The organism is Thermococcus aciditolerans, from assembly GCF_008152015.1.
GTDB lineage: Archaea > Methanobacteriota_B > Thermococci > Thermococcales > Thermococcaceae > Thermococcus > Thermococcus celericrescens.
Window position 1 is genome coordinate 935428 of record NZ_CP041932.1, and the last position, 24844, is coordinate 960271.

At 55.3% G+C, this 24844-nt stretch carries 26 protein-coding genes and 5 tRNA genes; 25 read left to right on the top strand and 6 right to left on the bottom strand.

From position 1 onward, the window contains the following. The first annotated feature begins 4 nt into the window (after window positions 1-4). The 3 genes from FPV09_RS05140 to FPV09_RS05150 all read left to right on the top strand — a co-directional run bounded on the left by FPV09_RS05140 (window position 5) and on the right by FPV09_RS05150 (window position 1190). Window positions 5-259, top strand: a complete 255-nt coding sequence (locus FPV09_RS05140; RefSeq protein WP_148882623.1) for a DUF7446 family protein — start codon at window positions 5-7, stop codon at window positions 257-259. After that, entirely contained in the window at window positions 246-638 is a 393-nt protein-coding gene (locus FPV09_RS05145) for a hypothetical protein (RefSeq protein ID WP_148882624.1), read from the top strand. Before FPV09_RS05140 ends, FPV09_RS05145 begins: the two co-directional genes overlap by 14 nt. A 198-nt stretch (window positions 639-836) precedes the next feature. After that, window positions 837-1190, top strand: a complete 354-nt coding sequence (locus FPV09_RS05150) for a hypothetical protein (RefSeq protein WP_148882625.1) — start codon at window positions 837-839, stop codon at window positions 1188-1190. A gap of 276 nt (window positions 1191-1466) precedes the next feature. On the opposite strand, the gene FPV09_RS05155 is transcribed toward FPV09_RS05150, so the two are convergent. Beyond that, window positions 1467-1543: transfer RNA gene (locus tag FPV09_RS05155), tRNA-Thr, on the bottom strand. A 141-nt stretch (window positions 1544-1684) separates the two neighbouring features. Here FPV09_RS05155 and FPV09_RS05160 point away from each other — a divergent pair. The 11 genes from FPV09_RS05160 to FPV09_RS05210 all read left to right on the top strand — a co-directional run bounded on the left by FPV09_RS05160 (window position 1685) and on the right by FPV09_RS05210 (window position 15454). Continuing rightward, a tRNA-Asn gene (locus FPV09_RS05160) sits at window positions 1685-1760 on the top strand. Window positions 1761-1766: 6 nt separating this feature from the next. Next, window positions 1767-1844, top strand: a tRNA-Ile gene (locus FPV09_RS05165). A 1546-nt stretch (window positions 1845-3390) separates the two neighbouring features. Continuing rightward, window positions 3391-3639, top strand: a complete 249-nt coding sequence (locus tag FPV09_RS05170; RefSeq protein WP_148882626.1) for a DNA-directed RNA polymerase subunit H — start codon at window positions 3391-3393, stop codon at window positions 3637-3639. A gap of 17 nt (window positions 3640-3656) precedes the next feature. Continuing rightward, the gene (locus FPV09_RS05175) at window positions 3657-7025 is read left to right on the top strand and encodes a DNA-directed RNA polymerase subunit B (RefSeq protein ID WP_148882627.1); all 3369 of its coding nucleotides are present in this window, start codon (window positions 3657-3659) and stop codon (window positions 7023-7025) included. A gap of 4 nt (window positions 7026-7029) precedes the next feature. Then, the gene (locus FPV09_RS05180; RefSeq protein WP_148882628.1) at window positions 7030-9747 is read left to right on the top strand and encodes a DNA-directed RNA polymerase subunit A'; all 2718 of its coding nucleotides are present in this window, start codon (window positions 7030-7032) and stop codon (window positions 9745-9747) included. Between the two features lies 1 nt (window position 9748). Next, window positions 9749-10924 carry a DNA-directed RNA polymerase subunit A'' gene (gene rpoA2, locus FPV09_RS05185; protein ID WP_148882629.1) on the top strand — a complete coding sequence of 392 codons (1176 nt, stop codon included), beginning with the start codon at window positions 9749-9751 and terminating at the stop codon, window positions 10922-10924. Between the two features lie 13 nt (window positions 10925-10937). Further along, the gene (locus FPV09_RS05190; RefSeq protein ID WP_014012378.1) at window positions 10938-11246 is read left to right on the top strand and encodes a 50S ribosomal protein L30e; all 309 of its coding nucleotides are present in this window, start codon (window positions 10938-10940) and stop codon (window positions 11244-11246) included. Beyond that, the gene (locus tag FPV09_RS05195; RefSeq protein WP_014012379.1) at window positions 11246-11683 is read left to right on the top strand and encodes a NusA-like transcription termination signal-binding factor; all 438 of its coding nucleotides are present in this window, start codon (window positions 11246-11248) and stop codon (window positions 11681-11683) included. The genes FPV09_RS05190 and FPV09_RS05195 overlap by 1 nt, the downstream gene beginning before the upstream one ends. A 10-nt stretch (window positions 11684-11693) precedes the next feature. Next, the gene (locus FPV09_RS05200) at window positions 11694-12137 is read left to right on the top strand and encodes a 30S ribosomal protein S12 (protein ID WP_014012380.1); all 444 of its coding nucleotides are present in this window, start codon (window positions 11694-11696) and stop codon (window positions 12135-12137) included. Window positions 12138-12142: 5 nt separating this feature from the next. Beyond that, window positions 12143-12790, top strand: coding sequence for a 30S ribosomal protein S7 (locus FPV09_RS05205; RefSeq protein WP_148882630.1), 648 nt, complete (start codon window positions 12143-12145; stop codon window positions 12788-12790). Between the two features lie 162 nt (window positions 12791-12952). Next, window positions 12953-15454: a glycoside hydrolase family 57 protein gene (locus tag FPV09_RS05210; protein ID WP_148882631.1), complete on the top strand. Its 2502-nt coding sequence runs from the start codon at window positions 12953-12955 to the stop codon at window positions 15452-15454. 11 nt (window positions 15455-15465) lie between these two features. On the opposite strand, the gene FPV09_RS05215 is transcribed toward FPV09_RS05210, so the two are convergent. The 4 genes from FPV09_RS05215 to FPV09_RS05230 form a co-directional block, all read right to left on the bottom strand. Beyond that, window positions 15466-16587: an alkaline phosphatase family protein gene (locus FPV09_RS05215; RefSeq protein WP_148882632.1), complete on the bottom strand. Its 1122-nt coding sequence runs from the start codon at window positions 16585-16587 to the stop codon at window positions 15466-15468. Between the two features lie 65 nt (window positions 16588-16652). Then, a complete protein-coding gene (locus FPV09_RS05220) occupies window positions 16653-17921 on the bottom strand; it encodes an Nre family DNA repair protein (RefSeq protein ID WP_148882633.1) in 1269 nt (422 codons plus the stop codon). 342 nt (window positions 17922-18263) lie between these two features. Then, window positions 18264-18338, bottom strand: a tRNA-Cys gene (locus FPV09_RS05225). 21 nt (window positions 18339-18359) lie between these two features. Next, window positions 18360-18445, bottom strand: a tRNA-Ser gene (locus FPV09_RS05230). Window positions 18446-18547: 102 nt separating this feature from the next. Here FPV09_RS05230 and FPV09_RS05235 point away from each other — a divergent pair. Beyond that, window positions 18548-18751 (top strand): MoaD/ThiS family protein, encoded by a 204-nt coding sequence (locus FPV09_RS05235; protein WP_058938539.1) that lies wholly within the window; start codon window positions 18548-18550, stop codon window positions 18749-18751. 52 nt (window positions 18752-18803) lie between these two features. Here the strand turns inward: FPV09_RS05235 and FPV09_RS05240 are convergent, their stop codons facing one another. Next, window positions 18804-20003 carry a pyridoxal phosphate-dependent aminotransferase gene (locus FPV09_RS05240; RefSeq protein ID WP_148883699.1) on the bottom strand — a complete coding sequence of 400 codons (1200 nt, stop codon included), beginning with the start codon at window positions 20001-20003 and terminating at the stop codon, window positions 18804-18806. A 188-nt stretch (window positions 20004-20191) separates the two neighbouring features. Between FPV09_RS05240 and FPV09_RS05245 the strand changes: the two genes are divergently transcribed. The 10 genes from FPV09_RS05245 (at window position 20192) to FPV09_RS05290 (ending at window position 24843) form a co-directional block, all read left to right on the top strand. Then, the gene (locus FPV09_RS05245; RefSeq protein ID WP_148882634.1) at window positions 20192-20437 is read left to right on the top strand and encodes a LysO family transporter; all 246 of its coding nucleotides are present in this window, start codon (window positions 20192-20194) and stop codon (window positions 20435-20437) included. Then, a complete protein-coding gene (locus FPV09_RS05250) occupies window positions 20434-21015 on the top strand; it encodes a lysine exporter LysO family protein (RefSeq protein ID WP_058938542.1) in 582 nt (193 codons plus the stop codon). Before FPV09_RS05245 ends, FPV09_RS05250 begins: the two co-directional genes overlap by 4 nt. A 61-nt stretch (window positions 21016-21076) precedes the next feature. Next, window positions 21077-21256 carry an HTH domain-containing protein gene (locus FPV09_RS05255; protein ID WP_014788305.1) on the top strand — a complete coding sequence of 60 codons (180 nt, stop codon included), beginning with the start codon at window positions 21077-21079 and terminating at the stop codon, window positions 21254-21256. A gap of 186 nt (window positions 21257-21442) precedes the next feature. Beyond that, complete coding sequence (locus FPV09_RS05260) at window positions 21443-21727, top strand: 50S ribosomal protein L44e (protein WP_014012391.1); 285 nt, start codon at window positions 21443-21445, stop codon at window positions 21725-21727. 3 nt (window positions 21728-21730) lie between these two features. After that, window positions 21731-21928, top strand: coding sequence for a 30S ribosomal protein S27e (locus tag FPV09_RS05265; protein WP_012571194.1), 198 nt, complete (start codon window positions 21731-21733; stop codon window positions 21926-21928). Window positions 21929-22029: 101 nt separating this feature from the next. Next, window positions 22030-22857, top strand: coding sequence for a translation initiation factor IF-2 subunit alpha (locus FPV09_RS05270; RefSeq protein ID WP_148882635.1), 828 nt, complete (start codon window positions 22030-22032; stop codon window positions 22855-22857). Further along, window positions 22857-23036, top strand: a complete 180-nt coding sequence (locus FPV09_RS05275) for an RNA-protein complex protein Nop10 (protein WP_148882636.1) — start codon at window positions 22857-22859, stop codon at window positions 23034-23036. The genes FPV09_RS05270 and FPV09_RS05275 overlap by 1 nt, the downstream gene beginning before the upstream one ends. 1 nt (window position 23037) lies before the next feature. Continuing rightward, the gene (locus FPV09_RS05280; RefSeq protein WP_058938545.1) at window positions 23038-23838 is read left to right on the top strand and encodes a proteasome assembly chaperone family protein; all 801 of its coding nucleotides are present in this window, start codon (window positions 23038-23040) and stop codon (window positions 23836-23838) included. A gap of 145 nt (window positions 23839-23983) precedes the next feature. Then, a complete protein-coding gene (locus FPV09_RS05285; RefSeq protein WP_148882637.1) occupies window positions 23984-24598 on the top strand; it encodes an energy-coupling factor ABC transporter permease in 615 nt (204 codons plus the stop codon). Further along, complete coding sequence (locus tag FPV09_RS05290) at window positions 24595-24843, top strand: PDGLE domain-containing protein (protein ID WP_148882638.1); 249 nt, start codon at window positions 24595-24597, stop codon at window positions 24841-24843. Before FPV09_RS05285 ends, FPV09_RS05290 begins: the two co-directional genes overlap by 4 nt. Window position 24844 lies beyond the last annotated feature (1 nt).

Here is a 24844-nt window from a genome sequence, read left to right on the forward strand (position 1 = left end):
GGGCGTGGCTAAGATAAATTGGGATAAGTGGGGCATTTTCCTCTCCCCTTTGCATGACACAATATATCTCGCACACATAAGTAAGCGCCATGGCAAGATAGTTGAAGCAGATGACAAAAAAGACATCACATCGGAGTTTTGGGGGGTTTTAATAGCTCTGTTGAAACGTAACGAAAACGAGGTCATCTTATACGAGAACGACGTGCCAAAGTACCGCATAGTTCTTGAAGAGCTTGAGGAGCGTGATGGCCGTGAATGAGGATTTGAGTCTTGACACCTTGATGGCATTTGTAGAGGCGGACTTTGAGAAAGACCTCCTCAGCGCAGAGCTCCTGACCCTGATAGTCGTGGCGAATGCAGGCAGAAGCCTCAGAAAGAGTGAGCTTCTTCGCATCCTCAAAAAGCTCGCAGAGAGGCATGAATTGTTTGCTTGGTTCAAGCACGCGACACGCGACGATATTGACGACATAGTTGAGACCCCATACCTCGTGGTTGATGTCTATGACATCGTGAACTATCGTATTAGGCTCAACGAGAGAGGGAAGAGGCTCTACGCGCAACTATCCGCTCGCATTGAGAAGAGCGTATTCGAGAGTATAGTTAGGTCAATCAAGGAGGTGAGCGCTGGTGAGTCTTAACTTTCATACGAAAGTTAAGGATACTAACACCACCTGTATATTATCCGTCTTTCCAAAACATCTTCCTCGGAGGACCAAGGACAAACACCGGAAAACCCGGCCAAATATACACCACCTGTACTTATTCCCCACAACTTCCGAAGCGTCCTGGCGCCTGAAAAATATAAGCTCTGTTAACAAAATAACAGAGGTGATATAATGCCCCGCAGGAGAAAGTTTCCGGACTATGTTGAGATAAGGGTTCCTGTCTATCAGCCACCAACAAGTACTCTCGAACTACTCTTCGAGGGTAAAACGCTCGAGATAGCAAAACGCCTCGTCGGACACCTCAAAAAGAACGGAGGCATGTTCAAAGACGAGTACCAAGAGGTTCTCGGCATTGATGGAGCAGATAAGGTCCTCTACTTCAGAGTCGTGAAGAAGCTTTTGGCCCTCGGCATGATTTACGAGGACAGAGGTATGTACAGGCTCTCCGACCGCTTTTCAGAGAGAATGGAGAACCTTGCCAAAATGTGGAAATTCGAGATAGGCAAAGTCGCCGAACTCTGGTGAGGACAAATGACCACAATGTCTATATCCAGTCCGCAGGTAGTATTTCAGTGTAGCCACATGTGGCCACGTGTGGCCACACAGAATTGGACGGAGGAGGACCTTGGAATGGCCAAAAAGAAGCCTAAGAGAACTCGTATACCAATTCACATCACGCTTAGTCCGCAGGTCATCGAACTCATGGATAAGGCAACGTATAACAGGAGCCGTTTTATTGAGGATGCGATTTTAATGCGGCTTTCGACCAAAAGCGTGGCCTTTAGAAGGGAAGGACGGTTGTGGAGCCCCGGGCGGGATTTGAACCCGCGACCGGCGGATTACAAGTCCGCCGCCCCACCAGGCTAGGCTACCGGGGCACGGTTTAAAGACTCCCCGGGGAAAATATAAAGTTTTCGCAGCCGGTTCTCGCGCCATGTTCCGCAAAAATGACTGACATCCTTCATTGGGGAGCACCGTAAGATTTATAAATCCCCTCCATATTCCCTACATTGGGTCGTGCCGCCGTAGCTTAGTCGGTAGAGCGCCGGACTGTTAATCCGGCGGTCCCCGGTTCGAGTCCGGGCGGCGGCGCCATCCCGTGGGCCCGTAGCTCAGCCTGGTCAGAGCGCGCGGCTCATAACCGCGTGGTCGGGGGTTCAAAGCCCCCCGGGCCCACCATTTCAGCCCTTGCTTCGCAAGCGCTGGCGGAAGAAAGAGTGCTTTTCTAAGAATTGACAAGTTCTGAAATGGGTTTTTCATTTACTCGCTCCTTTGTGAGTGTTTCTCTTTGAGAAGGCGCCCGAAGGGCGCCAATGGTAAGTTGAAACTGCTCTGAAAAGCTTCCTTTTATGTTAAACCCCGCTTAAAATTATCCAGTTCTTTAGTGCACGACTAATTTTTGCTTTTCTTTGAGAAGGGTGTTCTTTGGTCAAACTTTGCTCTGCAAAGTTTGTTCGCCTGCGCAAAGTTTCATCAAAAAGTTCTGACTGTGTTTGGTGCCGTGCCCTTGAGGTCGTGCGATATTTTAACTCCATGTCTCAACAGGGTTTGGCTCTCGGATAATCTTCTATCAAGCAGTTTTAACCTTGTTATTGGCGTCCTTCGGACGCCGTTTGAAGAGTGAAACACTCGCAAGAGGGCAATTAGAAGAGTAAACCCCAACAGAATCGCCCGTTTTAAAGTGCACGAAGTTTTTTCAGGCTTTTAACCAGTAAAACATTTTTGGTCAAGCTTTGCCAAGCAAAGCTTGCTTGGTGAGTGTTTCGTTCTCCAAAGGCGCCCTTCGGGCGCCGATAAAAAATGTGAAACTTCTTGAAGGGCTTGATTTAAAAGTTAAACCCATTGTGTTGGTTGTACTTGAGCAGTGCACGACTGGTTTCTGCCAGTTTAATGGAAAGAGCACTCTTTGATCAAACTTTGCCCAGCAAAGTTTGTTCGCCTTCGCGAAGTTTGATCAAGGTTCGTAGCTCCTTTCTCAAAGTGCGAGTTCTTGAGTGGTTTCTCTTCAAATGGGCATTTAAAAGTGAGAACCTTTTGGATTACACCCTTTGAGCAGGCGTTTAAGATATAATGGACGCCCTCTGGGCGTCAGAGAAGAGTAAACCCCTTCAAAAGGCCACTTTTATAGAGTTCTCGCTTGAAAATGGAATGCTCAAGTTGAAAACCAACACACAGAAACGCTCTTGATAAAGAGCTACAAACTTCTGGCAAAGCTTTCTCAAAAGCTTCCCTCACAAACAAAACACCGGTTTTTCAAGCGGGTTCGTACTGTTGAGCGGTGAAAACATTCTGATCCACAATACGGGGCCTTTCAAAGTCATATTGGACATTTAAAAGCACCAGTGGCCACTGTTTCGCACAAAAAACTGACCAAATTTTACCCGTATTTTAGCCAAATATGACAGATGAAGCCGTTAATCAGCCACGTTATGCCATTATTCTGGCATAAATCATGTCAAAATTACAGCAGATCTCGAGCATCAGGCCGTTTTTTAGAAAGTTCGAACATCGAACCGACGACAAACATTTATAAGCCTTTCCCCATAATGATGGACATAAAAGTGCATCAGAGTAGCTTTTCGGTATGGAAAACGGTTCTTAAACTTTACGCAACCGATATAAACCCATACGAGCCAGATACCACTCGAAAAGCTTATATACCGAAACCCGCAGGTGTGAGGTAGTGATAATCGTTCTTAAAAAATGTTAAAGGGGGCAATTCTCGGTGGCGACGAAAAAAGAGTTTGATATATTCACACATGAGCTGGTTCCCGAACACAGAATACTGAGCGAAGAGGAGAAAGAGGAGCTCCTCAGGAAGTACAGGATCAGGATCTCCCAGCTTCCGCAGATCAAGGCTTCGGACCCTGCTGTCGTGGCCCTTGGGGCAAAGCCGGGCGATATCCTTGAGATCAGAAGAAAAAGCCCGACGGCGGGCTACTACAACTACTACCGCCTTGTGGTGGAGGACTGATTCTGCGAGGTGAGATTATGGCATCGAGAGGACCAACCGTTGTGGATGTTACTCCTGACGACCTCTGGCTCGTTATGGACGCCTACTGGAAGGAGAGGGGACTTGTAAGACAGCATCTTGATTCTTACAACGCTTTCATTGACAACGGCATGCAGCAGGTCATATACGAGTTCGGCGGACTGAAGCCGGATATTCCGGACTTCGAGGTTAAGTTCGGTAAAATACGCCTGGGCGAACCCGAGTTCCAGGAGGCCCAGGGACAGAGGAAGCCGCTCTACCCGATGGACGCCAGGATAAGGAACCTCACGTACTCCGCACCGCTATACCTCGAGCTCATCCCGGTCATCAAGGGCATCGAGCAGGAGGCCGTCGAGGTCCGCATTGGAGAGCTCCCGATAATGCTCAAGTCCAAGGCCTGCAGGCTTTACGGCCTCAGCGACGAGGAGCTCATCAAGCTCGGCGAGGATCCAAAGGATCCGGGAGGATATTTCATCATAAACGGTTCTGAGAGGGTTATAGTCTCCATTGAGGACCTCGCCCCGAACAAGACCCTCGTTGAGCGCGACGAGAGGCAGAACAGGATAATCGCAAAGGTCTTCTCATACAGACACGGTTACAGGGCCCTGATAACCGTCGAGAGGAGAAAGGATGGTATCCTCTACGTCAACATTCCGAACGTTCCGAGACCCGTCAAGTTCGTTTACGTTATGCGCGCCCTCGGTCTTCTGAGCGATAAAGAGATCGTCGAGGCCGTGAGCGACGATCCGAGGATACAGCAGGTTCTCTTCGACAACCTCGAGGACGCCAGCGACGTGATGAACCAGGAGGACGCGCTCGACTACATAGGAAAGCTCTCCCTGCCCGGTCAGCCGAAGGAGTACAGGCTCAGGAGGGCGGAGCACATCATAGACAACAACCTCCTCCCGCACATGGGCGTCGAGCCCGAGAGGAGAAAAGCTAAGGCCTACTACCTCGGCATGATGGCCCTCAAGGTTCTTGAGCTTTCCCTAGGCCTCCGCGGTGAGGACGACAAGGACCACTACGCCAACAAGAGGCTCAAGTTAGCGGGAGACCTCCTCAGGGACCTCTTCCGCGTCGCATTCGGCCAGCTCGTCAAGGACATGCAGTACCAGATGACCAAGACCTACCAGAGGAAGGGCGAGCGCTACACCTTCGAGAACATTCAGAGGTTTGTGAGAAACTCCATAAGACCTGATGTCCTCAGCGAGAGGATCGAGCACGCCCTTGCCACCGGTGCCTGGCCCGGCGGAAGGACCGGTGTGAGCCAGCTTCTCGATAGAACGAACTACATGAGCACCCTTTCACACCTCAGGCGCGTTACTTCCCCGCTCAGCAGGGATCAGCCCCACTTCGAGGCGCGTGATCTTCACGGAACCCACTGGGGAAGGATCTGTCCGACAGAGACGCCTGAAGGTCCGAACTGTGGTCTCGTTAAGAACCTCTCCTTGATGTCCCAGATAACCACCGGCATCCCCGAGGAGGAGGTCATGGAGTACCTGAACAAGCTCGGCGTCGTTTCCATCGAGGAGCGCCGCCCGAGCCCCGAGCTCTGGCGCCTCTACCTCAACGGAGTTCTCATCGGGACCATAGAGGACGGAGAGTCCCTCGTCCGCAGGATAAGGAGCGACAGGAGAAGCGGAAAGATAAGCGATGTCATCAACGTGGCGATATACCAGGACGAGGAGGTTCGGGAGGTATACGTCAACAGCGACGACGGCCGCGTCAGGAGGCCGCTCATCATCGTCGAGAACGGGCAGCCGAAGCTCACCAAGGAGCACGTCGATGCAATAAAGAGCGGGGCCCTCACCTGGAACGATCTGGTAAAGATGGGCGTCATAGAGTACCTCGACGCGGAAGAGGAGGAGAACGCCCTCGTCGCCACATGGCCCTGGGAGGTCACGGAGGAGCACACCCACCTCGAGCTCATGCCGGCCGCGATACTCGGTATCCCAGCTTCGCTCGTTCCGTATCCGGAGCACAACGCTGCCCCGCGTAACACCTACGGAGCGGGTATGGCCAAGCAGAGCCTCGGCTTTGGTGCCGCCAACTTCAGGATAAGGGTGGACACGCGCGGGCATCTCATGCACTACCCGCAGGTTCCGCTCGTTAACTCACGCATCATGAAGGCCGTCGGTTTTGAGGAGAGGCCAGCAGGCCAGAACTTCGTGGTCGCGGTCCTCAGCTACGGCGGCTACAACATGGAGGACGCAATCATCATGAACAAGGCCTCCATCGAACGCGGTCTCGGAAGAAGCACGTTCTTCAGAACATACGAGGCCGAGGAGAAGCGCTATCTCGGCGGTCAGACCGACCGCTTTGAGGTTCCCGACCCCACCATACAGGGCTATCTCGGCGAGAAGTACTACAGACACCTCGACGAGGACGGTATAATCTTCCCGGAGTCAAAGGTCACAGGTAAGGACGTTCTCGTCGGCAGAACTTCACCGCCGAGGTTCCTCGAGGAGCAGAGCGGCCTCGGAGGGATAATACTCCAGGAGAGAAGGGAGACGAGCGTCACCGTCAGGCCGAGCGAGAGGGGTATAGTTGACAAGGTTATCATCACCGAGACCGGCGACGGAACCAAACTCGTCAAGGTGACCACCAGGGACCTCCGCATCCCGGAGTTCGGAGACAAGTTCGCATCGAGGCACGGACAGAAGGGTGTCGTGGGTCTCATCGTTCCGCAGGAGGACATGCCCTGGACCGAGAGCGGAATCGTTCCGGACCTCATCGTCAACCCGCATGGTATCCCGAGCCGTATGACCGTCGGACAGCTCATCGAGGCCATAGGCGGAAAGGTCGCCGCCCTCACTGGAAGGAGGGTCGATGGAACCGCGTTCATTGGTGAGCCCGAGGAGAAGCTCAGGAAGGAGCTTGAGGAGCTTGGATTCAAGCACAGCGGCAGGGAGGTCATGTACGACGGCATAACCGGAAGAAGACTGGAGGCTGACATATTCGTCGGTGTCATCTACTACCAGAGGCTCCACCACATGGTCGCCGACAAGATGCACGCGAGGAGCAGGGGTCCGGTGCAGGTTCTCACCAAGCAGCCGACCGAGGGTAGGGCCAGGGAAGGAGGTCTCAGGTTCGGTGAGATGGAACGTGACGTCCTCATCGGACACGGCGCCGCGATGCTTCTCATAGAGAGACTGCTCGAGGAGAGCGACAAGACCGAGGTATGGGTCTGCGAGAGCTGCGGACACCTGGCACTCGAGGACAAGCGCAGAGGAAAGGTCTACTGCCCGGTCTGTGGAGAGGAAGAGAAGATCAGCAAGGTGGAGATGAGCTACGCCTTCAAGCTGCTGCTCGACGAGCTGAAGGCTATGGGAATAAGGCCGTCCCTCAAGATAACGGATAGGGTGTGATAGCATGCAGTCGATGAAGAAGATCATCGGGAGTATTGAATTCGGTATCCTCTCACCCCAGGAAATCAGAAAGATGAGCGCGGCCGAGATTACCGTCCCCGACACCTACGACGACGACGGCTACCCAATCGAAGGCGGCCTCATGGACAAAAGACTGGGTGTTGTTGACCCGGGACTCCGCTGTGAGACCTGTGGAGCGAGAGCTGGAGACTGTCCGGGCCACTTCGGCCACGTTGAGCTCGCCAGGCCGATAATCCACGTCGGATTCGCCAAGACCATCCACAGGGTCCTCGAGAGCACCTGCCGCGAGTGCGGAAGGATAAAGCTCACCGACGAGGAGATAGAGGAGTACGCCCACAAGTTCGAGGTCATGGGCGACAGGAAGAAGGCCAAGGACAAGCTCATCAAGGAGATCCACAAGAAGGCCAAGGAGAGAATGGTCTGCCCGCACTGTGGAGCGCCGCAGTTCCCGATTAAGTTCGAGAGGCCGACCATCTACTGGGAGCTCAGGAAGGATGAAGAGGGCAACGAGTACAGGCACAGAATGATGCCGAGCGAGGTCAGGGACAGGCTCGAGAAGATACCCGACAAGGACCTGCACCTGCTCGGACTTCACCCGGAGAAGGCCAGGCCCGAGTGGATGATACTGACGGTCCTGCCGGTTCCGCCGGTCACCATGAGACCGTCCATCACCCTCGAGAGCGGTATCAGAGCAGAGGACGACCTCACCCACAAGCTCGTTGACATCATCCGTATCAACAACAGGCTTAAGAGCAACATCGAGGCCGGTGCACCGCAGCTCATCATCGAGGACCTCTGGGACCTCCTTCAGTACCACGTCACCACCTACATCAACAACGAGACCTCCGGCATTCCGCCGGCCAAGCACAAGAGCGGAAGGCCCCTCAAGACCCTCTCCCAGAGGCTCAAGGGTAAAGAAGGCCGCTTCCGTGGAAACCTCAGCGGTAAGCGTGTCAACTTCTCGGCCCGTACGGTCATCAGCCCCGACCCTATGATAAGCATCAACGAGGTCGGCGTTCCCATAGCGGTAGCCATGGAGCTCACCGTTCCGGAGAAGGTCACCGAGTTCAACTTCGAGAAGCTCAAGAAGATGGTCCTCAACGGGCCGGAGAAGTATCCTGGAGCCAACTACGTCATCGACCCCGAGGGAAGGAGAATCCGCCTCATGGAGAACAACCTTGAGATCATCGCCGAGAAGCTCGACCTCGGCTGGACAGTCGAGAGGCACCTCATGGACGGAGACATAGTGCTCTTCAACAGGCAGCCCTCACTCCACAGGATGTCCATCATGGCCCACCGCGTCAGGGTGATGCCGTACAGAACCTTCCGCCTCAACCTCTCGGTCTGCCCGCCGTACAACGCTGACTTCGACGGTGACGAGATGAACCTCCACGTACCGCAGACCGAGGAGGCCCAGGCGGAGGCCAGGATACTCATGGAGGTTCAGAACCACATCATCTCGCCGAGGTACGGAGGCCCGCTCATCGCTGGAATCCAGGACCACATCTCCGGCGGCTACCTGCTCACCCGTGAGGGTGCCTACTTCACCCGCTCAGAGGTCGAGCAGATGCTCATGTTCGCGGGAATCGACATCCGCGAGCTCCCGGCGCCGGACAAGGTGGAGAACGGCGTCGAGCTCTGGAGCGGAAAGACCATCTTCTCGCTCGTCCTGCCGGAGGACATCACCATCTGGTACCGCAACAAGCTCTGCGACGAGCCGGAGCGCTGTGAGGCACTCGAAAAGCTCATCGAGGAGAAGCTCGTCCCCGACCCGGAGGAAGTTAGAAAGCTCGCCTACGACGGCTTCGTCTACATACAGAACGGAAAGCTCCTCAGCGGCGCCATAGACAAGAAGGCCTACGGAAGGGAGGACGGAAGGCTCCTCGACCTCATAGTGAGGGAGTACGGCGTTGATAGGGCGAGGCAGTTCCTCGACCAGGTCACCAAGCTCGCCATCTGGACCATCACCCACAAGGGCTTCACCACCGCCATAGACGATGAGGACCTTCCGAGCGAAGCCCTCGACAGGATTCACGAGATAATCCGCGAGGCGGAGGAGAGGGTCAACAGGCTCATAGAGGCCTACAAGAACGGTGAGCTTGAGCCGCTGCCGGGTAAGACCCTTGAGGAGACCCTCGAGAGCAACATCATGGCTGTCCTCGCCGAGGCGCGTGACAACGCCGGTAAGGTCGCCGAGCGCTACCTCGGTATGGGCAACCACGCGGTCATCATGGCCAAGACCGGAGCAAGGGGTAAGATGCTCAACATCACCCAGATGGCCGCTATGCTCGGTCAGCAGTCCATCCGTGGAAAGCGTCTCTACCGCGGCTACCGCGGAAGGGTTCTCACGCACTTCAAGCCGGAAGACCTCGGCGCGAGGGCGAAGGGATTCGTCACCAACTCCTACAAGAGCGGCCTTACCCCGCAGGAGTACTTCTTCCACGCAATGGGTGGACGTGAGGGACTTGTCGACACCGCGGTCAGGACTGCCCAGAGCGGTTACATGCAGAGAAGGCTCATCAACGCCCTCCAGGACCTCAAGGTGGACTACGACGGAACTGTGAGAGACCCGACCGGAATCATCGTCCAGTTCAAGTACGGTGAGGACGGCATCGACCCGATGAAGAGCTGGCAGGGCAAGACCGTTGATGTTGACAGGGTCATCCTTAGAACCCTCGTCAAGATGAGGGGAGGTGAGTGAAATGGTCGCAGCGAAGACCATCAAGAGCCTGGTGGACAAGGCAGACCTCCCGGAGAACCTCAGGGAGGAGCTCTACAACAAGCTGGTCGAGTACAATAAGAAGTACAAGCTCAAGAAAGCTGAGATAGAGGCCATCATCGAGGAGACCGTCCGCGAGTATCAGAACGCCCTCGTCGAGCCGGGAGAGGCCATAGGAACCGTTGCAGCACAGTCCATAGGTGAGCCCTCAACGCAGATGACCCTCAACACCTTCCACTACGCTGGTGTCGCGGAAATCAACGTCACCCTCGGTCTGCCGAGAATCATCGAGATTGTCGATGCGAGGAAGAACCCGTCCACCCCGATCATGACCGTTTACCTCGACGAGAAGCACCGCCACGACAGGGAGAAGGCCCTTGAGGTCGCGAGGAGGATCGAAGGTACCACCCTGGAAAACCTTGCCCGCGAGATGAGCATCGACATACTCAACTACGAGTTCGTCGTTGACATAGACCTAGAAAGGCTTGAGAAGGCCGGTCTGGACATGGAGAAGGTCCAGAGGAAGCTCGAGGGCTCTTTCAAGAGCGCTGAGTTCGAGGTTGATGGATACACGCTCATAATGAGGCCCAAGAAGGTCGGCAAACTCTCAGACCTCAGAAGACTTGCCGAAAAGGTTAAAAAGCACCGCCTTAAAGGCCTCTCGGGCGTCGGGAAGACCATCATAAGGAAGGAAGGCGACGAGTACGTCATCTACACCGAGGGCTCGAACTTCAAGCAGGTGCTCAAGGTTCCGGGCGTTGACCCTACGAGAACCAGGACGAACAACATCTGGGAGATCGCCGACGTGCTTGGCATTGAAGCGGCAAGAAACGCCATCATAGAGGAAATCGTCAACACGATGCGCGAGCAGGGTCTCGAGGTTGACGTCAGGCACATCATGCTCGTCGCCGACATGATGACGCTCGACGGTGTGATACTGCCCATAGGCAGGCACGGTATAGTTGGGGAGAAGGCCAGCGTGCTTGCCAGGGCCGCCTTCGAGATAACCACCCAGCACCTCTTCGAGGCCGCTGAGAGGGGCGATGAGGACCCCCTCAACGGTGTCGTGGAGAACGTGCTGATAGGGCAGCCGGTTCCAGTCGGAACCGGAATGGTCAAACTGGCAATGAATCTCCCCCTGAGACCGAAAAGGGAGTAGGGAGGTGTGATGTATGGTTGATTTCGCATTCGAGCTTAGGAAGGCAGAGGACACCGGAAAGATAATCATGGGAGCGAAGAAGGCCATCCAGTACGCCAAGATGGGCGGCGCCAAGATGATTATCGTGGCCAGGAACGCGAGGCCGGACATAAAGGAGGACATACTCTACTACGCCAAGCTCAGCGGCATACCGATTTACGAGTTCGAGGGAACCAGCGTCGAGCTCGGAACCCTCCTCGGAAGGCCGCACACCGTTTCGGCCCTCGCGATAATCGACCCCGGTGAGAGCAGGATACTGGCCTTGGCTGGGGGTAAGGAGTAATGCCGCTCAAGCTCAACACCGACCAGATCAAGTTCATAGCGCTCTTCGAGAGCATGACCGGAGCGACAGTGATGGACTGCCTCATCGACACCAACAGGAACAGGCTCATATACGTCATTAAGAAGGGCGAGATGGGACTGGCCCTCGGAAAGAAGGGAGCCAACGTCAAGCGCGTCCAGAACATGCTCGGAAAGGAGATAGAGCTCATCGAGCACTCGGAGAACCCCGAAGAGTTCCTGAGGAACATTTATAAGAGCCTCGGGGTTAAGGTTAAAAAGGTCCACATCACTGAGAAGCGTGATGGTAAGAAGGTCGCCCTCCTTGACATCGGGCCCCGCGACAAGGCCAGGGCTATCGGAAAGGGCGGCCAGAACATCAACCTCGTGAAAGAGTTGATGGAGAGACACCACGGCATTCACGATGTGGTCATAATCTGAGGTGATGATCATGGCTGGAAAGAAGGCCCCGTATGGAGAGTTTGCCGGAAGGAAGCTCAAGCTCAAGAGGAAGAAGTTCCGCTGGAGCGACATCAGGTACAAGAGGAGAGTCCTCAGGCTCAAGGAGAAGAGCGACCCGCTTGGAGGTGCCCCGCAGGCCAAGGGCATCGTCCTCGAGAAGATAGCCGTCGAGGCAAAGCAGCCGAACTCGGCTATGCGTAAGGCCGTCAGGGTTCAGCTCATCAAGAACGGTAAGGTCGTTACCGCCTTCACCCCCGGTGACGGTGCCATCAACCACATCGACGAACACGACGAGGTCATCATCGAGGGAATCGGTGGTCCAAAGGGTGGTTCCGTCGGTGATATCCCGGGAATCAGGTACAAGGTCGTCAAGGTCAACAGGGTCTCCCTCAAGGAGCTCGTCAAGGGAAGGAAGGAGAAGCCGAGGAGGTGAAGTGAATGGCCAAGGCAATCACCGAGAGGTTCTATCAGCCTAAGGAGCTCAAGGTCATGGGCAGGTGGAGCGTTGAGGACGTCGTCGTGAACGACCCGTCCCTCAGGCCCTACATCAACCTGGAGCCGAGGATCCTCCCGCACAGCCACGGAAGGCACGCCAAGAAGTCCTTCGGCAAGGCCAACGTTCACATCGTCGAGAGGCTCATCAACAAGGTCATGCGCAGCGGCGCCAGCGGCCACAAGGTCGGCGGCCACTTCATGAGGCGTGAGAGCCGCTCCCTCATGAGCAAGAAGATGAAGGCCTACGAGGTCGTCAAGGAGGCCTTCATGATCATCGAGCGCAGAACCAAGCAGAACCCGATACAGGTTCTCGTCAGGGCCCTTGAGAACTCCTCCCCGAGGGAGGACACCACCACCATCGCCTTCGGTGGAATCCGCTACCACATGGCCGTTGACGTTTCACCGCTCAGGAGGCTCGACATAGCCCTCAAGAACCTCGCCCTCGGTGCGAGCGCCAAGTGCTACCGCAACAAGACCAGCTACGCCCAGGCCCTTGCGGAGGAGATAATCGCGGCTGCCAACAAGGACCCGAAGAGCTTCGCCTACAGCAAGAAGGAAGAGATCGAGAGGATTGCCCAGTCCTCACGCTGAGGGCTGTTGCTTCTACCCTCTTCTTCATTTCAGCTTTCTGAAAAATCAAAGATTGTGGATTGAACTTCTTCGAGTCCTTTTGCTGGCCCAACTATTGCCGAGATTTAGGGAGCAGATACAACAAGTTTATTTAGACCTACGTGTATCCCTAACGGTGATATCATGAGGGCTATGGCGGTGATCCTTCTCGGGGTGCTACTTATTGCTGCCGTATCTCCCTCCGTCTCAACGGGCTCTCTTCCCTCAGATTACGGGGCTGAGATAACCTCGACGGGCTTCAGATTGCGGTCTTGGACCGTCAGGGGAACCAATGTAATCGGTGCCGGCGACAGGGGAGCACTCGGGAAGAGCCTCCCCCTATGGGATTGGCTTCTAAGCGAACCGTGGCCCGGAAGTCTGGCCACTGGAGAGTACCAGCTGAGGGAAGATAGGGACGCAATTGTGGGGACGCTTCAGACCGGATCTCTTCTCGTGGAGAAGAGGCTCCAAACTGTCGACTCCAACAGGGCTCTCCTGAACGTGACGTTCACCAACACCAGAGATTCCACATTCAAAAGCCTCGTGAACTGGGACTCCTTTGACCTCGGCTATGCCATAGCGTGGGCAGGTTACCTTGGAAAGCCCGGCGGTGAGCAGGAGATATGGATGGAAAACGGGCAACTTCACATCGAGGAGAAGAACTGGGTGAGACTCGGAGCGAAGGTGGAGGCCTTTGGCCTGGTGGACTTTGACGAGGACTTGATAGCGCTTGTTTTCCCGGATGAAAAGAGTGTTGCTCTGTGGCTGGAGAGCGGGAGCTGGGGGGTTGAAACGAGGGCTGAATTCCCTCCGTTAGTCCTGGAGCCTGGAGAGAGCAAGACCTACGTATTCGAGGTGTTCGTGGGGCACATCGAAGAGCTCAAAGAGGTGTATCCGGAGATATACGAGAAGCTTGAGCCGTTTCTCGAGAGGAATCGGTTTGAAATAACCTTTGACTCCCAGGCTTTTCCCATAGTAGGCGAGATTACCAACCTCACTGTGAGGATTACCCCAAAAGAACCCCTCGACAAAACCGGCAGGCTGTCAGTCTCGGTTGCGTGCGGCGAAGGAACGTTCGAGAGAACCTACCCAGTCGACTTGAGCAAGGAAAGCAAAGTAACCCTTCAAATAACCCCCGAAAAAAGTTGCAGGATAAAGGCCGAACTTGAACTAGAGGGAGAAATCATAGCAAGCGCAAGCACAACTATGAGGGCCTTCGAGAGAGGGAAGCCACTCAAGGTGGTTTTTGTCTGGCACCACCATCAGAGCCCCGGCGTCTGGCCCAACGGAACGCTGCACGGCCCCTGGGCCCTCGTGCACACCTACGATGACGAACTCGAACCCTACTATGACGGCGGCGCCTACTACTTCCACGCATGGATTCTCCAGAAGTACCCGGAGATTAAGATGACCTACCACCTCTCCCCTTCCCTCCTGTGGCAGTGGAACCTCACGAACACCGGCTGGTGCCAGAGCTATCCATCCTATCAGTGCTTCACGCGGGAGAGCCCCGAGGCCAAAAAGGTCAGGGAAGCGATGAGACTGTACAGATACCTGTACGAGAAGGGCCAAATAGAGATACTCTCCAGCTACTTCGCCCATCCGATAGGTGGTTACATTGCGGAGCGCTACGGCTGGCTCGATCTTCTTGACTACGAGCTGTCCCTCGGCAAGAAAACGACTGAGGAAGTGATCGGCGTAGATGCCAGCGGGATATGGCTGTCCGAGATGGCCTTCAGTCCGAAGCTCGTTCCCCTGCTCGAGGAGCACGGGTTCGAGTACACCGTCCTCGACGACCGCTGCCATCTCAGGGGTCTCTACCCCTACTCGCCGTACCACCTCTACGCCATCGAGAACTCGTCGATTAAGGTGCTCTTCAGGGATCACACAATAAGCGACGACTTCGCGTTCAACAATAACTTCCGCAGCGAAGAGGAGGCAAAAGAAAAGGCCCGGAAGATAGTCGAGGAGATCCTGAGCGTCAAGGAGGTCGACCCCAACGCGGAGGTTGTAACGATAGCGGCAGACGGCGAGAACTGGATAATATTCTCCCCCAATCCCGGCTTAACTGCAAAGTACTTCGAGTACCTCCTTCAGTACCTTCAGGAGGCCCAGGAGAAGGGACTGATTGAGACGGTGACACTTAGAGATGCCGTTAGCGAGCTCGAACCTTACAGGAATGCAACTCCCCTCACAACCTCGTGGCTCTGTTCGTGGGACAAGTGGACCAAGGAGAAGAAATCCGTGCAGGAGCCCATGTGGGAGAGAGACGAGGAGGTCTACAACCTAACTCAGGCGTACGTCGAAAAGTGCGGAAAGGACGAGACCTACGAAAAGGCCCTCTACGGTCTCGCGCAGGCCCTCGACAGCGACTTCTACTGGGCGGAGTTCTCGTATCCACCACACGTCTACGCCTGGCTCAACTGGACGGAAAACCTGGTGAAGGACGGCCTAAAAGGGTGCAGCTCCACGAACGTCACTCCAACGACCACAACAACGTCTGCAGCTATCCTTCACGACACCACCTCAGCCATCGAAACCCACTCAACATCCGAAACAGGGGAGAGCACTGGGTCCTCGATATGTGGTGTCGGGACATTATCTGCCCTTTCCCTGCTCGTCCTCCTTCTGAGAAAGAAGGAGTGAACCCCAACTTTTCATTTTATCAAACTCCTCCCTACCATGTTCCCAGGCTTTTCTACACCAAAGAACTCCAGAACCGTCGGTGCTATGTCCATCAGCGAGGAGTTTTCAAGCTCAACCTTCTCAAAGCCCCACAGAATCAGCGGAACCTTCAGGACAGGCTCGTTTATCGAGCCGTGCATTCCCTTAACCCAGTGGCTTACTCCCTTTATGCCCTTGCACATTCTGTGGGAGCAGAACCAGTAGCCGGGCTTGGCGGATACTATCAGTTCGCCGCTGTTCGGGCTGTCGAGGTGGGACAGTTCGTCCCGGAAGAAAACCTCCTTAACGCCCGGAGCCTTCCTCAGAACTTCAAAGGCTTCCTCGGCCTGGTTCGGGTTTCTGAGATAGACGTGAACTCCACCGCCAGAGGAAACCCTGAGGGTTTCTATACCATGTTTTCTCAGATACGTCCTCAGGTTCACCCAGGTGTGAACCTCTACCTGTCCATGGTCAGCGAAGATTATGAAGGCGTACTCTTCCTTCAGGCGCTCCCATAGAGTTCTCACTGCGGTATCAACGGTCTCAACGGCCTTTAGAGCCCCCTCACTCAGCGGCCCGTGGTCGTGGCCCATGCCGTCTATCGAAGCGAAGTGTACGAGGAGCAAATCCGGTCTGCATTCCTCGTATAGGTAGATGGCCGAGTTCATGACCCAGACGTCCTTCCTCCAATCGCGGCCGTGCTGGCGGTACATCCTGTCGCCGGCAAAGAAGGGTGGGAAGATTCTAACGTCCGTCCCGCTGAACGGGGGCATCGTATAGCCGCTGACGGCTGCGGTTCTAACACCCTTCTGCCGTAACAGGTCAACGATGGTTGGGGCCTTAATGACCTTGTGGGGATTAAATGCCACCTCGTAGTCGTAGAAGTTGACCTTTCTGTCAGAGAGGCGGTCGTAGTAGCCGTTCTCAACGACGCCGTGGTCTTTCGGCCACACCCCTGTCATCACGCTGGTGTGAACTAAGTCCGTGAGCGTTGGAAAGATGGAATCAACCACCGCGAACTCACCGCTTTCAGCAAGCTCGCTCAGGAAGGGCATGTGCTTCAGGTTGTAGACCCCACAGCCATCGATGCTTATGAGGGCGAGCTTCTTCCTCATCCCAAAACCTCCAAGTGGTGTCAGCCTGACGTGCACTCATCATCTTCAGTGGGATGGAGTGGTCATCATCCACCGACTCCCTTTTCGCCGAGGCGGTATAAATTCTTTCCGAGCCACTCGTCCAAAGTTTTCTGCCTCGCGAGGCTTCCGAGGATGTAGCTCCTGGCCAGGTACCTCTCGAAGGGATGCTCAAGGCGCCTCCTTATGGCATCAAGGGCCTCGTTGAGCGTCTCGAAGCGCCCTATCAAGTTGCCCATCGCCTTCTTCACCCCGAGGCGAATCTGCCAGACGCCAACCGGGGCATAGTACTCCGGCGTTACCTCGCGGAAAACCACTACCCTTGCCTGCCTCCTCCTTGCTCTCAGAGCTTCGAGGACGCTCAGCCTCGCCGCGTGATATGCGCCGGCGGTTTCCTTGACGTACTCCTTCCTCCCGCGGAAGTCCTCGTAGTCGTGGATGACGCTGGGTTCCGAGGCGCCGAAGAGAGACCCCTTAAGCCAGACTTCAAGGAGCTCAAACGCATAGCTCTCCGGCATCAGGAGAACCGCGTAGCGGTTACCCATGAACCGGTAGAAGTAAACCTCGTAGTCGTTTATCTCAGGGTTGTGCAGAATCTCGCGCCGCAGATTCTTCCCGAGTGTGTCCTGAACGGCTGTAATGCTCCACCTCGTTGGGACGAGCCTCTTGTCTAAGCCGAGGAGACCGGCGGAGAGGAGCCTTATGATGTAGTACTCGTCGAAGCCCCAGTTGTAGAGGCGCATTATAGCCGCTTCCGCCTTCAGCTCATCGCTGACAACGTAATCCGTCCTCCGCGGAATGCGGGGATTCTCGGTCAGTTCAAAATCTAAAAGCTCCGCCTTCGGCCCGATAGGCGGGGCAAACTCGCTCGGGAGGACTTTGAGAACGGGCTTCCTCTTGAGGAGAATCTCGCTGTCAACGGGCTTTATCGACATCGCCAGCTCCTGAACCTCGCCGAGGATCCTACCGCTCCGCCTTACGTGAACGTCAGCCTTCGTCTCACCCATGACGAGAAGCGAACGGTAGTAGAGGATGTCTTTTATCGTCTTGTCCTCCCACTTCATGGGGCTGTCAAGGTGGCTGGTGTTGCCCTCAATAGGGGGCACCAGGGGTCCCATGCGGACCTTGGGATAACCGTACTCCCCAACGAAGATGCTCGGCGGCGAGGAGCCGAAGAGGTGACGTTTGTTCAATCTCTGCTCGACGGTGCGGGCTACCCTGAAGCGCTCAAGAATCGGACAGGTCGGCCTGCCGCAGAGGAGCTTTCTGCCCTTGCAGACAGCACAGAGTTTCGAATTGAAGACCGGGGCGCTCATCGAAGGTAGGTAAGCGGGGAGGTATTTATGGTTTGTTCCCCCAAGAAACTTTTCTTGCGAAAAGTTTCATCAAATAGTCAGGCTCTTCTTTAGGAGTCGTGAATAGCTGCATGCCGTCCAAGTAGGCAAAAATTTGGGGTTTACGTTTAAATGGGCTGTTGAAAGGTGTTTTACCTCAAACCAGCGCCCGAAGGGCGCTAAAAGCAGAAAAACACAACCAAGAACAAGCAAGAATAGTAAACCATGCAAAAATTAGCCCACTTAAAGGGCATGCCCGTTTTGATGAAACTTTGCACAAGCAAAGTTTCTTTGATCAAACTTTTGCCCTGCAAAAGTTTGTTGTGGAGCCGGGAGGGGGATTTGAACCCCCGTAAAGCGGATCTGCAGTCCACCGCCTCGCCTCTAGGCTATCCCGGCATTCGACCCGGAGAAAGATTTTGGCGCCGCGGAGGGGATTTGAACCCCTGTGGCCAACGGCCACCGGCTTAGCAGGCCGGCGCCCTACCAGGCTAGGCTACCGCGGCACTCCCGTGCCCAGGTTATATGAGCAGGGGAGGGTTTTTAAGTTTTTTGGCTTCCGGCGGGTTTATAAAAGACTCCCTCAGAGTTCATGGAGGTGGTGAGAGATGATCAAGGTCAAGGTCCTGGGAAGGGGAATCGAGACGGAGGTCGAGTGGGAGAAGGGCATGAAGGTGGCCGACGTTCTCCGTGAGGTCGGCTTCAACACCGAGAGCGCCATAGCAAAGCTCAACGGAAGGGTCGCACTTGAAGATGAGAACGTGAAGGATGGTGACTACGTTGAGGTTATCCCGGTAGTTTCCGGCGGCTGATCTCTCTTTTTAATGACCAGCCAGAAGGGAAAAGGAAAGATGTACCAAGAATTCACTCCGCAAGCCTCTTTCTCATGAAGGCCTCGAAGTTGTTCATGGCCTCTTCGAGTATCTCAACCGGCGGCAGGAAGACTATCCTGAAGTGCCACTCGCCGGCGTAGCCAAAGCCGGAGCCGTGGACAAAGAGCACGTGCGCCTCATGGAGAGCATCAAGCACGAAGTCCTTGTCGTTCTTCCACTTGGAGCGCTCCTCTATCCTCGGGAAGATGTAGAAGGCTCCCTGAGGCTTGGTGGTGCTTATCCCCGGAATCTCACTGAGGCGCTTGTAGATGTAGTCCCTCCTCTCCTTGAGCTTGGCCATGTACTCCTCAAGGTAATCCATCGGGCCCGTTAGGCCCGCTATGGCGGCGAACTGGGCTGGAGTGTTGGGGCACAGCCTTATCCTGGCCATCTTGTCTATAGCCTCCCTGACCTCGGCGAGCCTGTTCTCTGGGTCAACGTAGTAGAAGTAGCCGAGACGCCAGCCGGTGGCGAAGTAGACCTTTGACATGCCGTTCATAACGATGACCGGAACGTCCTTCGTGAGGGAGCCCGGAGAGACGTGTTTTCCTTCGTAGGTCATCAGGTCGTATATCTCGTCGCTTATCACAGGCAGGTCGTATTCACCGGCAAGGTCGAGTATCTCCCTGATGGTTTTCTTCTCGTAGAGAGCTCCCGTTGGGTTGTTCGGGTTGATGACCGCTATGGCCTTTGTCCTCTCGTCTATCTTCTTCCTCATATCATCGATATCCGGCTGCCAGCCGTTCTCCTCTACGGTAAGGTACTCGTTGGCAATGCCGCCGTAGAACTTGACGAGGCCAGTGTAAGGCGGATAGCTTGGACTTGGTACAAGGATGTTGTCCCCGGGGTTGAGGAGGGCACCGAATATGAACTGCAGCGCCTCTGTGACTGCTGCGGTAACGCGGACGTCGTCTGGGGCTATGTCAACGCCGTTCTTCTTCCTCTCGCGCTCCACTATCGCTTCCCTCAGCTCGGGAATTCCCTCGCTCGGTCCGTAGTAGTTGTGCCCATCCTGGATGGCCTTGCAGTACGCGTCCCTCATGTGTTTGGGCGGCTGGAAGTCGTATTTGCCCGGATCGCCTATGTTGAGGCGGATGACCTTTATTCCCTTCTTTTCAAGCTCCCTCGCCGGGAGAACAACATCCCTTATGGCGTATTCGATGCCCATGGCCCTTTCGGATGCGCGAATCATGTGAACCACCATTTGAATGATGAATGGTTGCCGTAAAAAACCTTTGCCCACATAGGTTTAAAAATGCGTGACTGTAACGGGTTACGGGCGATGACGATTAGCAAGCAAACTGAAAGCTCACGGATGATGACGTGAACACCCTCCGAGCCCCTCGATACGTTTATTAACCTTCAGAGGAAGGTTTTTACATGAACATCTTTATCCCACTAATCGCGGGCGTTCTCATAGGCTACGTTCTCCGCAGGAAAGAGCGTAAGGTGAACGTTGACGCCCCCATGAGCGCCGCACTGCTGCTCCTAATATTCTTCATGGGTGTCGAGGCGGGGAAGGTGAAGATAGATGCCCTGTGGCTCCTTAGTTCGTCCATAGTATTCGCGGCCCTCACCATAGCGGGCAGCGTTGGGATCGCTCTCCTCGTGGGGGGAAAGGGATGAGGTTTCTGGCCTACGTTCTGGTCGCGCTGATTGCAGGGATACTCACAGGGCACTTCTACGCTCCGGAATTCGGCAATCTCTATGAAATCATGCTCTACCTGCTGATACTGATAATCGGAATAGACCTTGGTCAGAGCTTCCGGCTCGCGGAGATCAGGAAGCTCGGAAGGCTCGCCATAAAGCTGCCCCTCGGCACCCTCCTGGGCTCACTCCTGGGCGGCCTCGTCGCTTCCCTGCTCCTAGGAATAGAGCTCAAGTGGGGGCTTGCAGTTGCTGCCGGCTGCGGCTGGTACAGCCTCACCGGGCCTCTGATAGCCCAGTACTCCGCCGTCTACGGCACCCTCGGCTTCCTGGCTAACCTCACCAGGGAGATATTCACCGTCCTTCTGTACCCCGTCGCTATCGGAAAGATGCGAAAGGAGCTGGCGGTTTCCATGGGAGGCGCAACTACGATGGACACGACGCTGCCGATAATGACGAAGTTCGGGGGCAGCGAGGTCGCGCTTATAGCCTTCGTCCACGGCTTCGTCCTCACCGCACTGGTGCCCTTCGTGGTTCCATTCATACTACAGTTCTGACCAATAACCTTTTAAGTTCAAACGTTTTAGGTTCTATTGACAAACCGATGGGGTGATAAAGATGGCTGAGGTTGAACTCGTTTTCAAGGTTCTGAAGGAAGCCGGAAAGCCCCTCAAGAGCAAGGAGATAGCCGAGCTCGCCGGCATCGACAAGAAGGAAGTGGACAAGGCCATAAAAGTGCTCAAAAAGGAGGGCAAAATCATCTCACCGAAGCGCTGCTACTATGCACCCGCCGAGTGAGGGCATTTCCGCCCGCTCTTTTCCCCGTTCAACTTTATACCTGGTGCCCGTGGTTCGCGCAAGCAAAAACTTTTTTAAAGCCTCGCGGCTACCGGGGTTTGCAGGCACTATCATGCCTCACGGCTCGGGGGTGTCCGAGGCTGGGGCGAGTAGGAACCCACCGGGCCTCTGCGTGGAGGTGAGAGAATGAAGTATCCGAAGCAGATAAGGACTTACTGCCCCTACTGTAAGAAGCACACTATCCACAAGGTCGAGAAGGTCAAGAAGAGACCGAGGAGCGAGCTCAGCCAGGGTCAGAGGCGCTTCCGCAGGATCATGAAGGGTTACCGCGGTTTCCCGAGGCCGAACCCGGCCGGAAGGGAGAAGCCGGTCAAGAAGCTCGACCTCCGCTTCAGGTGCACCGTCTGCGGCAAGGCCCACACCAGGGGACAGGGCTTCCGCGTTAAGAAGTTCGAGCTGGTGGAGGTGTGAAGCATGGCGCTCCCGAAGAACCTCATCCCGATGCCGAGGAGCAGGTTCCTCCGCGTCAAGTGCATAGACTGCGGCAACGAGCAGATAGTCTTCAGCAACCCGGCAACCACCGTCCGCTGCCTCGTCTGCGGCGCGACCCTCGTCGAGCCGACCGGCGGCAAGGGCGTCATCAAGGCCAAGATACTCGAGGTTCTCGAGTGAACCTTTCCCTTTCCTTTGCCTCCGTGCCCGGAGGCTTCTGCTAAACTTTAAATACCTCTTTTCGTAACTTACCCAGGCAGAGAAAATTAGAGGTGGTTGTAATGCCGAGGAAAGCCAAAGAGTATCCCGAAGAGGGAGAGTTCGTGGTTGCTACCGTCAAGAGCATTCACCCTTACGGTGCATTTCTCAAGCTCGACGAGTACCCCGGAAAGGAGGGATTCATGCACATAAGCGAGGTCGCCTCCACCTGGGTCAAGAACATCAGGGACCACGTTAAAGAGGGCCAGAAGATAGTCGCCAAAGTTATACGCGTTGACCCGAGCAAGGGGCACATTGACCTGAGCCTCAAGAGGGTGAATCAGCAGCAGAGGAAGGCCAAGCTCCAGGAGTACAAGCGCGCCCAGAAGGCCGAGAACCTCCTCAAGATGGCGGCTGAGAAGATAGGAAAGGACTTCGAAACCGCCTGGAAAGAGGTCTGGGTTCCCCTTGAGGAGGAGTACGGCGAAGTTTACGCCGCCTTTGAAGACGCCGCCCAAAACGGCATGGACGTCCTCAAGGGCCTCATCAACGACGAGTGGACTGAGGCCCTGAAGCCGATAATCGAGGCCTACGTCGAGATTCCAACCGTTACGATCGACGCCGAGTTCGAGATAACGGTCCCGAAGCCCGACGGCATCGAGATAATCAGGGAAGCCCTCATAAGGGCCCGCGACAGGGCCAACGAGGAGAAGGAGATAGACGTCAAGTTCTCATACCAGGGAGCGCCGAGGTACAGGATAGACATAACCGCCCCGGACTACTACAAGGCGGAGGAGGTCCTTGAGAACATAGCCGAGGAGATACTCCGCGTCATAAAGGAAGCGGGCGGCGAAGCGACGCTCATCAGGAAGGAGAAGCGCATTAAGAAGGTCAAGAAGAGGGGTTCATGATGCACTTCCGGATCAGGAAGTGCCCCGGCTGCGGGCGCTACACGCTGAAGGAGATATGTTCCGTCTGCGGTGAGAAGACTAAGGTGGCACATCCACCGCGCTTTTCACCAGAGGACCCCTACGGCGAGTACCGGAGAAGGCTGAAGCGCGAGCAGCTGGGCATAGCAGGGAGGGATTGATATGAAAGAGTCAGTTATCCATGTCTATGAGAGGCCCGAACTCAGAGACCCGGTCTTTATCGAGGGTCTCCCAGGGATAGGCCTAGTTGGAAAGCTCGCAGCTGAGCACCTCATCCAGGAGCTCAACGCGGTCAAGTTCGCAGACCTCTACTCGCCGCACTTCATGCATCAGGTTCTCATAAAGAAGAACTCCGTCGTCGAGCTGATGAAAAACGAGTTCTACTACTGGAAGAACCCCGACGAGAACGGCAGGGACATCATAATCATCACCGGCGACCAGCAGGTTCCGCCCACCGACAGCCCCGGCCACTTCGAGGTCGTCGGAAAGATGCTGGACTTCGTCAACGAATTTGGCGTTCGCGAGATAATCACGATGGGCGGCTACCAGGTGCCCGAGCTCCAGGGGGAGCCGAGGGTTTTGGCCGCGGTGACCCACGAGGAGCTGGTTGAGTACTACCAGAGAAAGCTTGAGGGATGCAGCGTTGACGTCATCTGGCGCGAGGACGAAGGGGGAGCGATAGTCGGTGCCGCCGGCCTTCTGCTCGGCATGGGCAAGCTCCGCTCGATGTACGGAGTAAGCCTTCTCGGCGAGAGCCTTGGCTACATCGTCGATGCAAAGGCGGCAAAGTCCGTCCTTTTAGCGGTGACCAAAATCCTTGGTCTTGAGCTCGACATGACCGCCCTCGAAGAGCGCGCCAAGGAGACGGAGGAAATACTCAGGAAGGTTCAGGAGATGCAGAGGGCCATGCTGGAGCAGCAGATGCCTCCCGCCCCGGAGGAGGAAGACAGGGGCTACCTCTAAGCCCATCCCATTTCTTTTCTGTAACGAGGCCGCACAATCACCCTTCTCAACCTTTGGTTGGTAATACGCGGTTTAAAAAACGCTTTTATTTCGTGTTACTCTTTATTCAATCGATAGCACAACAAAACCACCGGAGGTGTTTAGGTTGCATATCCCGGATGGACTGTTGAGTACACCCGTTATAGTCATAACCTACGCAATAACGATAGCCGGAATAGCCTACGCGGCCAAAAAGCTCAGGAACTTCCCGGAGGAGAAGATACCTCTCCTAGGCCTCTTCGCGGCCGGAATCTTCGCGGCGCAGATGGTCAACTTCCCGATAATAGGGGGCGTCAGCGGACACCTGCTAGGAGCAACGCTGGTTGCGATAATGCTCGGACCCTACGCGGCGGTAATAGTCATGACCGCGGTTCTGCTCATACAGACGCTCCTCTTCGGGGACGGAGGAATAACGGCAATCGGCGCAAACATCCTCAACATGGGACTGATAGGGGCCATCATAGGCTACGGCATTTATACCAAGCTCAAGGGCATCAACGAAACCTTTGCAATGGGCTTTGCCGCATGGCTCTCCGTTGTCTTAGGAGCAACCCTCGCGGCGGTTGAGATAGGCCTGAGCCACAGCCTTCCGTTCTTCAAAGTCCTCACCCTGATGGCCGGCTACCACTCGATAATCGGAATCGGTGAAGCGGTACTCACCGTCCTGATAGTCTACGCCGTAAGGGCAAAGCTTCCATCAATTGAGGGGGTGCCTGCATGAGGACGATTTTTAAGGGTCTGATAATTATAGCCGTCGTGCTGGCGATAGTGCTGCCCCTCGCATCGAGCAACCCGGACGGGCTGGAGGCCACTATGGAAAAGGTCGGCCTTGAGGAGAACCCGGTTTACCACGCTCCCCTCGATTACGGCGAAACCTGGGGCCAGAGCGTGGTCATGGGGCTGCTCGGAATCATCCTGACCTTCGGGGTTGGCTACGGTTTAGCAAAACTCGCCAAGGGTGCCTGAG

Bases quoted from the DNA above. Each gene is read 5' to 3' on its own strand.
- FPV09_RS05175 (WP_148882627.1), top strand. From the start codon at position 3,657: ATGGCATCGAGAGGACCAACCGTTGTGGATGTTACTCCTGACGACCTC.
- FPV09_RS05190 (WP_014012378.1), top strand. From the start codon at position 10,938: ATGGTTGATTTCGCATTCGAGCTTAGGAAGGCAGAGGACACCGGAAAG.
- FPV09_RS05205 (WP_148882630.1), top strand. From the start codon at position 12,143: ATGGCCAAGGCAATCACCGAGAGGTTCTATCAGCCTAAGGAGCTCAAG.
- FPV09_RS05210 (WP_148882631.1), top strand. From the start codon at position 12,953: ATGAGGGCTATGGCGGTGATCCTTCTCGGGGTGCTACTTATTGCTGCC.
- FPV09_RS05275 (WP_148882636.1), top strand. From the start codon at position 22,857: ATGCACTTCCGGATCAGGAAGTGCCCCGGCTGCGGGCGCTACACGCTG.
- FPV09_RS05265 (WP_012571194.1), top strand. From the start codon at position 21,731: ATGGCGCTCCCGAAGAACCTCATCCCGATGCCGAGGAGCAGGTTCCTC.
- FPV09_RS05235 (WP_058938539.1), top strand. From the start codon at position 18,548: ATGATCAAGGTCAAGGTCCTGGGAAGGGGAATCGAGACGGAGGTCGAG.
- FPV09_RS05250 (WP_058938542.1), top strand. From the start codon at position 20,434: ATGAGGTTTCTGGCCTACGTTCTGGTCGCGCTGATTGCAGGGATACTC.
- FPV09_RS05145 (WP_148882624.1), top strand. From the start codon at position 246: ATGGCCGTGAATGAGGATTTGAGTCTTGACACCTTGATGGCATTTGTA.
- FPV09_RS05180 (WP_148882628.1), top strand. From the start codon at position 7,030: ATGCAGTCGATGAAGAAGATCATCGGGAGTATTGAATTCGGTATCCTC.
- FPV09_RS05200 (WP_014012380.1), top strand. From the start codon at position 11,694: ATGGCTGGAAAGAAGGCCCCGTATGGAGAGTTTGCCGGAAGGAAGCTC.
- FPV09_RS05150 (WP_148882625.1), top strand. From the start codon at position 837: ATGCCCCGCAGGAGAAAGTTTCCGGACTATGTTGAGATAAGGGTTCCT.
- FPV09_RS05280 (WP_058938545.1), top strand. From the start codon at position 23,038: ATGAAAGAGTCAGTTATCCATGTCTATGAGAGGCCCGAACTCAGAGAC.
- FPV09_RS05195 (WP_014012379.1), top strand. From the start codon at position 11,246: ATGCCGCTCAAGCTCAACACCGACCAGATCAAGTTCATAGCGCTCTTC.
- FPV09_RS05245 (WP_148882634.1), top strand. From the start codon at position 20,192: ATGAACATCTTTATCCCACTAATCGCGGGCGTTCTCATAGGCTACGTT.
- FPV09_RS05290 (WP_148882638.1), top strand. From the start codon at position 24,595: ATGAGGACGATTTTTAAGGGTCTGATAATTATAGCCGTCGTGCTGGCG.
- FPV09_RS05215 (WP_148882632.1), bottom strand. From the start codon at position 16,587: ATGAGGAAGAAGCTCGCCCTCATAAGCATCGATGGCTGTGGGGTCTAC.
- rpoA2 (WP_148882629.1), top strand. From the start codon at position 9,749: ATGGTCGCAGCGAAGACCATCAAGAGCCTGGTGGACAAGGCAGACCTC.
- FPV09_RS05260 (WP_014012391.1), top strand. From the start codon at position 21,443: ATGAAGTATCCGAAGCAGATAAGGACTTACTGCCCCTACTGTAAGAAG.
- FPV09_RS05255 (WP_014788305.1), top strand. From the start codon at position 21,077: ATGGCTGAGGTTGAACTCGTTTTCAAGGTTCTGAAGGAAGCCGGAAAG.
- FPV09_RS05240 (WP_148883699.1), bottom strand. From the start codon at position 20,003: ATGATTCGCGCATCCGAAAGGGCCATGGGCATCGAATACGCCATAAGG.
- FPV09_RS05220 (WP_148882633.1), bottom strand. From the start codon at position 17,921: ATGAGCGCCCCGGTCTTCAATTCGAAACTCTGTGCTGTCTGCAAGGGC.
- FPV09_RS05270 (WP_148882635.1), top strand. From the start codon at position 22,030: ATGCCGAGGAAAGCCAAAGAGTATCCCGAAGAGGGAGAGTTCGTGGTT.